This is a genomic window from Pararhizobium sp. DWP3-4 (assembly GCF_049898205.1).
In the GTDB taxonomy this organism is placed as follows: Bacteria; Pseudomonadota; Alphaproteobacteria; order Rhizobiales; family Rhizobiaceae; genus Pararhizobium.
The window spans coordinates 584,250-594,940 of record NZ_JAFCXF010000002.1; the positions used below are offsets into that span (position 1 = coordinate 584,250).

The following is a 10,691-nucleotide window of genomic DNA, read 5'->3' on the forward strand; positions in this document are numbered from 1 at the left end:
ATGGCGCAGGATGCCCCCGCAATCGAAGAGCCCGGCCCAAACGCCAAACCAGAGCGCGTCAAATCCGTGCGGCTGGTCGATCGCGTCTTCGACCAGTTGCGCGAACGCATCCGCTCCGGCAATTATCCGCCGGACTCCCGATTGCCGGGCGAACACGAGCTGGCATCGATCATGGGCGTTTCCCGTCCGATCGTGCGCGATGCACTGGGGCGCTTGCGCGAGGAAGGCATGGTCTATTCGCGCCAGGGGGCCGGCACCTTCGTCAGCGCCCAGGCATCTCCGGCCACGCATCTCGCTTATTCACCGGTCAAGACAATTGCCGATATCCAGCGCTGCTATGAGTTCCGCCTGACGATCGAGCCGGTCGCCGCCTTCTTTGCCGCCCAGCGGCGCGACGAAGCCGCTATCCAGAAGATCGCCTCCGCCCTTGCCGACCTGCGCGAAGCAACCAGCCATCAGTTGCATCGCACCGATGCCGACTTCGTTTTCCATCGCAGCGTCACCGAGGCGGCCAACAATCATTACTACACTGCCTCCATCGAAGCGCTGAAGCCACACATCGCCGTTGGCATGCATTTGCACGGCCTTTCATTGATGGGCCCGCGCCTCGGCCTGGAAAAGGTCTTCGAGGAGCACAACGCCATCTATCGGGCGATTGCCGACGGCCGCGCCGAAGACGCCCAGAAAGCCATGCGGCTCCACCTCGAAGGCTCCCGCAACCGGCTGTTCGAAGACCGCGTTCTGGATCTGTCTTTTTGAGCGGAGCTCGCCACAAGCCGCGCTGCCCCCATGGCTGCATCATCTTAGGCTGTCTCTGCCCCTGATTGATCTGGACTTCGGCAACACAGTTCTTGTAGATGCCGTTTGATCCCTTCAATGCATCGGGAAAACAGCCAGCGAGAAGGCGGTGCCAGAGTGGAGCTTCCTCTAATTCCGGGAAAACCATGGTTTCCTCCCGCACAGATGCCACTCGGCGCGACGTTCTTCGTTCGCCAGGCATTTCCTTGGTTGCATCATTATTTCGATCTGGCTGAAATGGGCACAACGCTCTCGCCGGGAATCAAGGGCATAGTATCCTGGGGCGGACGCCTGCCTGCCAAGACGGCAATAGGGATTGCCCGTTTACGCGGCCTGCCGCACTGGAACCTGGAAGACGGCTTTTTGCGCTCCGTTGGACTGGGCAAAAGCGGATCCATCCCCTTGTCGATCATCGCCGACGATCTTGGCTTGCCGGTCGATGCCGGCATTGCCTCCCGTTTGGAACTCCTGATTGGCGACCCCACCCGTCCGCGCGATGCGGCCTGCGGCAAGACAATCCGTGAGCGTTTGGTCGAGCATAAGCTCACAAAATACAATCACTTGCCGCACAAGGTCCCGAACATAGCCGCCAGCACGCGACGTCGGCTTCTGCTCGTTGATCAGGTGGTCGGCGATGTCTCGGTTGGACGGGCGCTCGGGAATGCCGCGTCGTTCGAGCAGATGCTGCGCGATGCGGTTGCAAGCGGCGGTCAATGCCTGGTGCGGACCCACCCGGACGTCATGGCCGGCTATCGCAAGGGCTACCTGACGGAACTCGCCGCCAGCACACCCGGCGTCGTCTTCGTCGGCGATCAGGTCTCGGTCGCCTCGATCCTTGACGTGGTAGACGAGGTCTGGACGGTTTCCAGCCAGTTCGGTCTGGACGCATTGCTGCGCGGTCTGCCAGTGCGCTGCTATGCGGCACCGTTTTATGCCGGGTGGGGGCTGACGCAGGACACTGTAAGCCAAGCCGCAAAGGCGGCTATTGCCCAAAGGCGTACGGCACGCCCGACGATCGACGAGCTTGTTGAAGTGGTCTTTTCCGTCTATCCCTCCTACAGGAATCCGGCGACCTGGCAACCGATCCACGTGCTGCAGGCGATCGATCTGCTTGTCGAGGAAATGACATCCCGGAAATAGACGAGCCGCTTGGACAACGCTGTCGCTTACGATGGATTGAGCCCGAGCCCCGCTTGGGCTTGCAGTGACATACGCGCCACGATATCGCGTGTTGCCTGCGCTGCCGCCCGTCTCTTTGCTGGTTCATCGATCAGGGTGATAAGTGTATTCCGCCACACCGTTGCATCGAGCGGAAGCCTGATTTCGCCGCTATCGTCTGCGGATCCATAGGCTTCGGATATCGAAAATATCCCCGCTGCGCCCGCCCGCGCCACATCTATTCTTTTGGTTGCAGAACGGCAGTCATTAACGCGGGAGGAGCCGAGTGGCACCAGCATGATGTCAATCCGCCGCGTCAATGCTTCGGCAAGGTAGTCAGACCAGGAAACCTGCTGGCGGAATATGACACGGTCCATTCCCTGCCAGAGATATGCGGAAGCCTTACCGGCGAAGACCTCGAAGCGAGCGTGCGGCCGGGCCGCTAGTACGTCCTTGATAATCGGTTGGAGGAAACGGTGTTCATCCACGTGAATGGCCGTGGCGTGATAGGCGATCAGCAACTGATCCTCGTGGCCGGAGGCGTTCGGGTGCGGAACATTCCACAGGCTTGCGGGGGGAGCAGGCGGCAGAACGCGCGCATTCGCGCTCTTCAAGCGGTCAGCGAGCCTCGGCGTCGAGGCCCATACGATATCGAGATGCCGGTTGAGACGCCGCAACGGCATAAGTCCCAGCAACAGAAGCGACACTCGATAACCGATAGCTGCTTCCCGGCCGGTTACGATACCGGGGATATCGTCATCCAGAAACAAACCGACCCCGGCAAGCTTTGAACGCTCCTGCTCGATCCATTTCAACGCAGTGGCTGAAGCATACCGGCAGAGAATGACGAAGGCTCCCTCTGCATCAAGACTGCTGAAATCATTGCTCTTGATATCCACCATTTGGTGTGGAGGCATGCCGGGGGCTGCAAGGCGAGCGGCAAAATAGTAGTCGGATGTCGGGTTCGGATGACGTCCGATAAGGATGATGCGACGAACAGCCGTGCGGGGGCCGCCGGTTGCACCTGCGCGAAGCTGCGGCGTCGGCAAGGCCTGCGCGAATATCCGTCTCAACCAGCCGTCACGCATTCTTGCAGGCCCTTGCTTTCGCTCATTGCCGCACGGCTGATATCGGCCATACGCTCGTCATGGTCCTTGCAATAGGATGCACCCGTACCTGTGTCAAAGCTGACGACGTTCGAACTGACCGCCTGTGGCCAAAACATTCCCTCCTCACAGTTGCAGGAAGCTCAAACTCCGGGCTACAGCAATGTTGCCGGATGGGGACCTGACGAATATTACTGTCCATCATATCGAATCAGTGTCCCTTATTGACGGACGCAAGTGGAGGATTACCGATGCGCGTATTGGTGACTGGTGGTGCCGGCTTCATCGGGTCTGCTGTGGTGCGTTACCTCATTCTCGAAAAGGGATATGAGGTCCTCAACGTCGACAAGCTGACCTACGCAGGAACGCTGACATCGCTGCAGGCCGTGGAAGGAAATCCGCTTTACCGGTTCCTGAAGGCCGACATTTGCGATGGGCAGGCAATTTCGCAGGCGCTTGCCAGCTTTAAGCCGGACCGCATCATGCATCTCGCCGCGGAAAGTCACGTAGACCGCTCGATTACCGGTGCCCGTGATTTCGTCGAGACCAACGTGCTGGGTACATTCACCATGCTGGAATGCGCCCGTGCCTATTGGCAGTCGCTTGCGGCGGCCGAGAAGGAGGCCTTTCGCTTTCTACACGTCTCGACGGACGAAGTTTACGGTTCGCTCGGAGATGACGGTCTTTTCGAAGAAACCACGCCTTACGACCCGAGCTCGCCCTATTCCGCCTCCAAGGCTGCGTCCGATCATTTGGCCAAGGCGTGGACACGCACCTATGGCATGCCGATCGTGGTCTCGAACTGCTCGAACAATTACGGGCCGTTCCACTTTCCCGAAAAACTCATTCCGCTGGTCATCATCAGCGCACTCGAAGGCAAACCGCTGCCGGTTTACGGCACCGGCGCCAATATCCGCGACTGGCTGTTCGTTGAAGACCATGCACGCGCGCTGGATATCGTCGCCGAGCGCGGCCGGATCGGCGAGACTTACAATGTCGGCGGACGCAACGAGCGCCGCAATATCGACGTGGTCGAGCGCATTTGCGCGCTGATGAACGAACTGCATCCTTCAGGCCGTCCGCATGAGAGCCTGATTACCTACGTACAGGACCGTCCGGGACACGATGCGCGCTATGCCATCGATGCGACGAAGCTCGAAACCGAACTCGGCTGGAAAGCCCAGGAAAATTTCGACACGGGCATCGAGAAGACCGTGAAGTGGTATCTCGAAAACGAATGGTGGTGGGCGCCCCTGCGCAAGGGCTACGACGGCAGCCGCCTGGGGCTGCTGAAATCCGGCAAATCGGGATAGGCTCTCCAACTACGGCAATGGTGTTCGCCGCCCCTGATATGCGTCAGCCCGCTGCCTTGTTCGAGAACAATGACGGCAGGCTTGGCAGCCTCGCAGAGAGATTGGACGGGGCCGCACTGAGCGTCCAATCTGCAGCGGTCAGCGACAGATTGGGATTGTAGAACGGGTCGTTGCGCAGGGCATCGCCCCACCGTTCGTGCATGTACCGCTCCTCGTTTGCGAAACGGGCGAGTTTTTCCGGCGTGTTGTCGCCACCGCGCGACACGGATTCGTGATGGATCAACCGGGCATGCGGGGTCCACAGGATGGCTTTGCCGATTTCCCGCAGTCTCAGACAATAATCAACATCGTTGAAAGCGACGGCGAGTTGCTCTTCGTTCATCCCCCCCACCCGCTGCCATAGGCTTTGGCGTGTAAGCAGGCTGGCCCCCGTGACCGCGCTCATTTCCTGCCGCTGGGCCATCAGGCCGCAATCTTCTCCAGCGCGGGGATGACGGAAATGAAAACTGTGGCGCGCGACCGACCCGGAACCGAGCGTGACGCCCGCGTGCTGGGCATAGCCGTCCGGGAAAAGCAGAAAGGCTCCCACCGCTCCCACGCGCGGCTCGTCGAGTTCCGCCACCATCTGATCCAGCCATCCCGGCTCGATCGGGTTGACATCATTGTTCAACAGCAGGGTCAACTCATAACGGGCCTGAGCGACACCCAGATTGCAGGCCTTGGAGAAGTTGAAGGGACCGGGCATGGGAATTCGCCGCAAGCGGCGATCGGCGGCGTATCGCTCAAAAAGAGCCTCGGTTTCGGGTTCCCGGCTCTCATTGTCAATCACGATTACGTCGAGATCGTCGGCGCGCGTTTCGTTGAAAAGTCCATGGAGGCAGACCGAAAGCAGATCGGCGCGGTCACGAGTCGGAATGATGACGCTGACCTTGGTCTCCAGCCGAGGAGTTTTCGGCCGGGAAGGTTGGGCGGGCAGCCTTGCAACGGAGCGGTGCAGGAGCACGCGCGGCACATGCGCGATTTGGCCATGCCGCGAAGCTTCAATCAAGAGCAGGCCCGATGCGGTTCCAGCAAGATCGGTGAGCTCTTTCAAAGCGTCCAATCGAATGAGCGCCCCGTCCGGCGCCAGCCAACCGGTTTCTGCAAGTGGTGGGTTCCATGCCGGCTTGAAGAATGGCTGGAAACACCGGCCACGTGCATCAATCCGGTCTTCGTCGCAATAAGCGGCTGCAAGCATCGGATCGGCGATGAGAGGCTGCATCAGATGCGCGATCGCAGCTTTATCCAGCAGCATCCCGGCCGGGAGCCGCATCCAGTAGGCGGCCTCGTTCGTTTTTACGCCGGACGCATACGCTTCTTCGGCCGGAACCTCCTGAACATGTGGATAGGTTTGCTGTGCGACAGACCGTCGCGTTGAAGCGACTTGCGAAGGATCGGCCCCGGCAATCGTGACGAAGACGGGCGGCCCCAGCGCCCGGGGAAACGCTGGACCAGAGGGCGCCGCCTCCGACACAGCCTTGATCCACGCCGGATAGGATGGCGCGTTGAGGGCATCGTAAAACCGGGCGAAGCGGTATTCGAAGCCCTTGACGTTTCCCACGAGAAGCAGCCGTAGCGCACGAAACGCAGCAAGCGGCGCGTTTCGTGCAATAAGTGCTGCCAGCCTGGCGTAGGATATCCGGCGGACACGGATAACCGGCAGCGCTGCCGTTGCCGGGGCGGGCCGATTTGGCTGAACCGAAAGTGTGTGTAAGCTGACCGGCATCCACCCATAAAAGCGCCCTCGTCCCCTGTCATCCAGGAGTATGGGACGGGTGAGAAGGGCCGGAAATCGATCTCGTCTATGCAGGCAAACAGTTGCGGTGAACCCCAGAACTCTCTGCGGGTCGGCGATATCCATGATGATCGGGTAGCCAGCAACACGGCCGGCATCATCGCCATCAAGAACAACAAAATGGCCGTTCGCGTCCTGTGTCATGCCGCCGTATTCCGACCTTCCGTTGCCGGTCATTTCAATATATACGCTTCCCGGTACGAGGCTGCCGGTCACGGTGAAGTGCGGGCTCGGGCGGATGCATATCTGGCACAGGCAGATACACATCGCAATCAAGCATCGACCGGTTCCCGGCTTACTCCAGCAAAAGCAGTTTAAACAGGGTTTGCATATGTCATCGAAAGTTATGCTGATCAATCCGAAGCGATTCGGCGATGATCGCGGGTGGTTTACCGAGGTTTACAGCACGAAGAAATTTTCGGATATCGGCATTGCGGATGAGTTCGTGCAGGACAATCACTCCCTGTCGGTCCCCGTGGGAACCTTGAGAGGACTACACTTCCAGACGCCTCCCTATGGTCAGGCAAAGCTCGTCCGCTGCATCCGCGGAAAGATATTCGATGTAGCCGTCGATGTAAGGCGCGGATCGCCAACCTACGGGAAATGGGTCGGAGCCGAACTGTCGGCGCAGAACGGCCGGCAGCTCTATATCCCGATTGGTTTCGCGCACGGGTTTCTGACGCTGGAGCCATCGACGGAAGTGACCTACAAGGTGACGGATTTCTACGCGCCGGCCAACGACGGCGGGATTGCCTGGAATGACCAGCAGGTCAATATCGATTGGCCTCTTGCGGATGGCGTCGAGCCGCTCCTCAGCCCCAAGGACGAAAAACAGCCTCTGCTCTCCGCGTTCGACAGTCCGTTCGCCTATGATGGCGAGCCGCTCCAGCTGCACGAAATATGACAGAGGGAGCTCGCAGCATGCGGATTCTTGTGACGGGCGGGACTGGACAGGTCGGCCGTGCGCTTTCCTTGTTCCCCTGGCCCGCCGGCGTTGAGATTGTGGCCCCCTCGCGGCACATGCTGGATCTTACCGATCCGGCTGCGGTCGAGGCTTTCATTGTTGACGGCGGGTTTGATGCCGTCATCAATCCTGCAGCCTATACTGCGGTCGATAAGGCTGAGAGCGATTGGCTGGCAGCGTGGACGGTCAATGTCCTTGGCCCCGCTGCCATCGCCGCCGCGACCCGGAAGGCAGCTATTCCCATGCTGCATGTTTCCACGGATTATGTGTTCGACGGTTCGAAGGCCGGCGCGTATCACGAGGACGATCCAATCCATCCGGCCGGTGCCTATGGCGCTTCAAAAGCCGCAGGTGAGCTGGCCGTTCGCACTGGAAACCCGCGTCATGTCATCCTGCGGACATCCTGGGTCTTCTCTTCGCACGGCAACAATTTCGTCAAGACGATGTTACGGCTGGCAGCGGACCGGCCGCTGCTACGCGTCGTTGACGACCAGTACGGTTGCCCTACTGCAGCTGGCGATATCGCCGCCACGCTGGCGACGATGGCGCTGCGCATGATCGGGAACCCGAACGCGCCCACAGGCACCTATCATTTCTCGAATGACGGACCGGTGACATGGTGCGGTTTCGCACGCGAAATCTTCCGTCAGCGCTCATCGGCCGGTCATCCTGCGCCGGATGTCGAGGGCATCACCACAGCTGACTACCCCACCCCGGCCAAGCGCCCGGCCAATTCTGTGCTGGATACAAAGAAACTCGTGGAAGACTACGCCATCCGCCCCCGCCCTTGGACTGCCGCACTTGCGGAGACATTGGCCGAGATTGACCAGAGAGAAAACAATTATGCGGAGACAACTTTATGAAGGGTATTATCCTTGCCGGGGGGTCCGGAACGCGACTTCATCCGGCAACGCTTGCCGTCAACAAGCAGTTGATCCCGATCTACGACAAACCGATGATATACTACCCGCTTTCGGTGCTGATGCTGGCGAATATCCGCGATATCCTGATCATTTCCTCGCCGGAATATATTGAAAACTACCGGCGCCTTTTCGAGGACGGCTCACGCTGGGGGCTCAATATTTCCTATGCGGAGCAGCCAAGCCCCGATGGCCTGGCGCAAGCCTTCACGATCGGAGCAGATTTCATCGGCAGTGATCATGTCGCGCTGGTCCTGGGTGACAACATTTTCTTCGGCGCTGGCATCAGCGAGCTTTTGGCGAACGCGCGCGAGCGCAAGATCGGTGCAACCGTGTTTGCCTATGAAGTTACCGATCCGGAGCGTTACGGCGTTGTCGAACTCGACGCGACGGGAAAAGCGCTTTCGCTCGAGGAAAAGCCGGCAAAGCCGAAATCCAGCATGGCGGTGACCGGTCTCTATTTCTACGACAACAAGGTTGTAGACTATGCCCGCAACCTGAAGCCCTCGGCGCGCGGCGAATATGAAATCACCGATATCAATCGCCTCTATATGGAATCGGGAAGCCTCTTCGTCGAACGCATGTCGCGCGGCTATGCCTGGCTCGACACCGGAACACATGACAGCCTGCTTGAGGCAGCAGAATTTGTCCGCACGATCCAGCACCGCCAGGGCACCAGCGTGGCCTGCATCGAGGAAATCGCCTATCTCAACGACTGGATCTCCCGCGACAAGCTGATCGAGTATGGAAACCTATATTCCAAGACCGCCTACGGCAAATACCTGCTGAGGCTGGCCGAGGATTGAGTCCCTCGAGATCGGTGGTCGGCACCATCGTCGCGTTTTAGACGTCATATTCCAGCGTTTTGGTCGCTCCGGACGATGGCAAGTCTATAGGGAACGCGGGCACTTGGCTTGACCGGTTGGCCCAAATCCAGCAGGCGGCAGGCTGCTTTCCTTTTGAACATGGCCGGGGATGTGTCGCACAGAGCTACGCCGCTGTTCACGGGTTGGGAGACGGTTTCGAGAATGTGCCGTTCTCGCAAGTTTCGGCGTTCACGCTCGTAGAAGGCGTGCCACTGTCGATCCCTCAAAATGGCTGCAGTCTCAGGGCGGCGGCAAACGCCAGCGAAACCGTGTCCCTATTCGTTTGAAGCGTAAACTTCGGTGAATGGTGCACTAGGAAAATGCTGTGCCCGCAGGAGACAACGAAGTGTGGAGGGAGCCGCGACCCGATGCAATCGATGCGCTTCCCCTCCTAGCCGCAATCCTCAATCTGCTCCTGCCACATCAATTCACGGCTACTGAGCTTAATTACCCAAATCGTTGATATTGGCCGCAAAGGATGCACCCTGTGCTACCGGCGCCACGGTCGTGCTCACGAGTGTCGAGAATTTCCTGATTTCGGCGAGGGACGAGTTGGCGATGTAGATCAGGTCGCGGTTCTTGATTTTGAAGTTCTTCAGCACAAAGAAGCCGCTCGGGTCCTTCAAATCAACTTGATAGATGACATTGACGGTTCCGTCGGCATGCATCGACCGGGCGTTCGGGGCAAAAGCGCGGACGAGTTCGACCGGTTCCTGGCGATAGACGAAGACACCCTTGGCGTTTGCTCTTTCGTCGTTAAGGCCGCCAACCTTGGCCAAGCCCTGGTTCAGGTAGAGTTGCGACTCGTCGAACTGAACGGAAGCGTTGGCAGTCGTCGCCCCGAAAACCGTGAAACTCCGCGGCTGCCGGATAAGAGTGACGACGTCGTTGGACTGGACGTAGATATTCTCACGCGGATCCGAAATCAGCTGTTCCATCGGGATGGTTTCGGTTTTCATGCCACGCGTGATCTGCACGGCCAGTTGATGCAGTTCCATTCGAGGGCCGCCTGCAGTCGCGATGATATCGAGCAAGCGCTCGCCACCCGGGGTCAACGGAATGCGCCCGCTGGCAGCAACCTCACCGGTCACCGTCACGGTGTTCGAGTTGTTCTTGACGACGTTGACGAGCACCTGCGGCTCGACGGCCATCCGGCTCAAAGCCTTCTCGATCGTAATCTTCACAGCTTCAGGGCTCTGACCGGCAACCTTGATGGTCCCCGCATACGGAACCGAGATCGTGCCATTTTCCGAAACAAGCTGCACTGGAATCTGGGCGTTGCCTTGCTGGCTGGAACCTGCCGAGAACAGCCCGTTTTCCGAGGCTTCCCATATCGAGACGGTCACCGCGTCGCCGATGCCGATGCGCGACGAGCTTTGCCGCCGTGCCGCGCCGAAGGCAGCCGACAGCGGCCGTTCCTGTACGCGTGACAGCGAATCCGCGACAGCCTGCGTTACCTGTACCAGGACATACGGCGTTTCCGTTGCCTTTGCGCCTGACTGAATCGTACCGACGCTAGGCCCGGATCCTGGAAGGCCGCTACAGGATGACAACACCAGAATGGACGACGCTGCACCTGACAGGAGTAAAAATCGGATAAAAGGTGGCATTCACTTCAACTTTCAGCCTTGATCGCCAAGGTGTCTCACGGGATTTCGCCAGCATGACTAGCTTAGCAAGGGCTCCCGATCAAGAGCGCAACGCTGTTCCCTTCTGGATCAGATTTATGTCA

Annotated in this window: 10 protein-coding genes; 6 read left to right on the forward strand and 4 right to left on the reverse strand. The window is 59.2% G+C overall.

Translation table 11 applies throughout. The features are described 5' to 3' along the window. Positions 1–759 carry a FadR/GntR family transcriptional regulator gene (locus tag ACP7E6_RS08020; RefSeq protein WP_426229180.1) on the forward strand — a complete coding sequence of 253 codons (759 nt, stop codon included), beginning with the start codon at positions 1–3 and terminating at the stop codon, positions 757–759. 204 nt (positions 760–963) lie between these two features. Continuing rightward, positions 964–1,938: a capsular biosynthesis protein gene (locus ACP7E6_RS08025; RefSeq protein ID WP_426229446.1), complete on the forward strand. Its 975-nt coding sequence runs from the start codon at positions 964–966 to the stop codon at positions 1,936–1,938. 26 nt (positions 1,939–1,964) lie between these two features. Here ACP7E6_RS08025 and ACP7E6_RS08030 read toward each other — a convergent pair whose 3' ends face one another. Together ACP7E6_RS08030 and ACP7E6_RS08035 are read right to left on the reverse strand one after the other, a co-directional pair. After that, complete coding sequence (locus ACP7E6_RS08030) at positions 1,965–2,858, reverse strand: hypothetical protein (protein ID WP_426229181.1); 894 nt, start codon at positions 2,856–2,858, stop codon at positions 1,965–1,967. A gap of 167 nt (positions 2,859–3,025) precedes the next feature. Then, complete coding sequence (locus ACP7E6_RS08035) at positions 3,026–3,181, reverse strand: hypothetical protein (RefSeq protein ID WP_426229182.1); 156 nt, start codon at positions 3,179–3,181, stop codon at positions 3,026–3,028. A 132-nt stretch (positions 3,182–3,313) separates the two neighbouring features. On the opposite strand from ACP7E6_RS08035, the gene rfbB reads away from it, so the two are divergent. After that, entirely contained in the window at positions 3,314–4,375 is a 1,062-nt protein-coding gene (rfbB, locus tag ACP7E6_RS08040) for a dTDP-glucose 4,6-dehydratase (RefSeq protein ID WP_426229183.1), read from the forward strand. A gap of 43 nt (positions 4,376–4,418) precedes the next feature. Here rfbB and ACP7E6_RS08045 read toward each other — a convergent pair whose 3' ends face one another. Beyond that, positions 4,419–6,353 (reverse strand): glycosyltransferase family 2 protein, encoded by a 1,935-nt coding sequence (locus ACP7E6_RS08045; protein ID WP_426229184.1) that lies wholly within the window; start codon positions 6,351–6,353, stop codon positions 4,419–4,421. 187 nt (positions 6,354–6,540) lie between these two features. Here ACP7E6_RS08045 and rfbC point away from each other — a divergent pair, with 187 nt between their 5' ends. The 3 genes from rfbC to rfbA are packed head-to-tail and all read left to right on the forward strand — an operon-like array spanning position 6,541 to position 8,899. Beyond that, positions 6,541–7,113 carry a dTDP-4-dehydrorhamnose 3,5-epimerase gene (rfbC, locus tag ACP7E6_RS08050; protein ID WP_426229185.1) on the forward strand — a complete coding sequence of 191 codons (573 nt, stop codon included), beginning with the start codon at positions 6,541–6,543 and terminating at the stop codon, positions 7,111–7,113. Between the two features lie 17 nt (positions 7,114–7,130). Further along, positions 7,131–8,036 (forward strand): dTDP-4-dehydrorhamnose reductase, encoded by a 906-nt coding sequence (rfbD, locus tag ACP7E6_RS08055; RefSeq protein ID WP_426229186.1) that lies wholly within the window; start codon positions 7,131–7,133, stop codon positions 8,034–8,036. Beyond that, positions 8,033–8,899: a glucose-1-phosphate thymidylyltransferase RfbA gene (gene rfbA, locus ACP7E6_RS08060; protein WP_426229187.1), complete on the forward strand. Its 867-nt coding sequence runs from the start codon at positions 8,033–8,035 to the stop codon at positions 8,897–8,899. Before rfbD ends, rfbA begins: the two co-directional genes overlap by 4 nt. Positions 8,900–9,402: 503 nt before the next feature. Here rfbA and ACP7E6_RS08065 read toward each other — a convergent pair. Then, a complete protein-coding gene (locus tag ACP7E6_RS08065) occupies positions 9,403–10,569 on the reverse strand; it encodes a polysaccharide biosynthesis/export family protein (RefSeq protein ID WP_426229188.1) in 1,167 nt (388 codons plus the stop codon). Positions 10,570–10,691: the final 122 nt, after the last annotated feature.